The organism is Pseudoalteromonas sp. GW168-MNA-CIBAN-0100, assembly GCF_040309225.1.
GTDB lineage: Bacteria > Pseudomonadota > Gammaproteobacteria > Enterobacterales > Alteromonadaceae > Pseudoalteromonas > Pseudoalteromonas arctica.
This window is the reverse complement of the sequence record NZ_JBEOOL010000073.1, coordinates 1-730: the sequence shown is the minus strand read 5'-3', so window position 1 is coordinate 730 and position 730 is coordinate 1. Positions and strand designations below refer to the sequence as shown.

General features: G+C 45.3%; 1 rRNA gene. It reads left to right on the top strand.

Going from position 1 to position 730, the window contains the following annotated elements:
* Window positions 1-91: 91 nt before the first annotated feature.
* Window positions 92-730 (top strand): 23S ribosomal RNA (locus AAEY62_RS20045); the annotation flags it as partial.

Below are 730 nucleotides of genomic sequence, written 5' to 3'. Positions count from 1 at the left end.
TGAGTTGATTGATTGGTATCTACTTTAGTATTCAATATTGACTTCTGGCGAAGTTAAACTGTCACAAAACAAAGACCCGTTTGGGTTGTATGGTTAAGTGACTAAGCGTACACGGTGGATGCCTTGGCAGTTGGAGGCGATGAAGGACGTATTAACTTGCGATAAGCTTAGTCAAGCTAGTAAAAAGCGCTTGAGACTAAGATTTCCGAATGGGGAAACCCACCTGCTTGCAGGTATCGTTAACTGAATACATAGGTTAACGAGGCGAACGCGGAGAACTGAAACATCTAAGTACCCGTAGGAAAAGAAATCAACCGAGATTCCGAAAGTAGCGGCGAGCGAAATCGGAACAGCCCTTAAGCTTATTATGTGTTAATGGAAGGCTGCTGGAAAGCGCCACGATACAGGGTGATAGTCCCGTACATGAAAAGACATTTTAAGTGAAATCGAGTAGGTCGGAGCACGTGAAACTTTGACTGAATATAGGTGGACCATCATCTAAGGCTAAATACTCCCAACTGACCGATAGTGAACCAGTACCGTGAGGGAAAGGCGAAAAGAACCCCTGTGAGGGGAGTGAAATAGAACCTGAAACCGTGTACGTACAAGCAGTAGGAGCCCACTTGTTGGGTGACTGCGTACCTTTTGTATAATGGGTCAGCGACTTATATTTTGTAGCGAGGTTAACCGAATAGGGTAGCCGTAGGGAAACCGAGTCTTAACTGGGCGA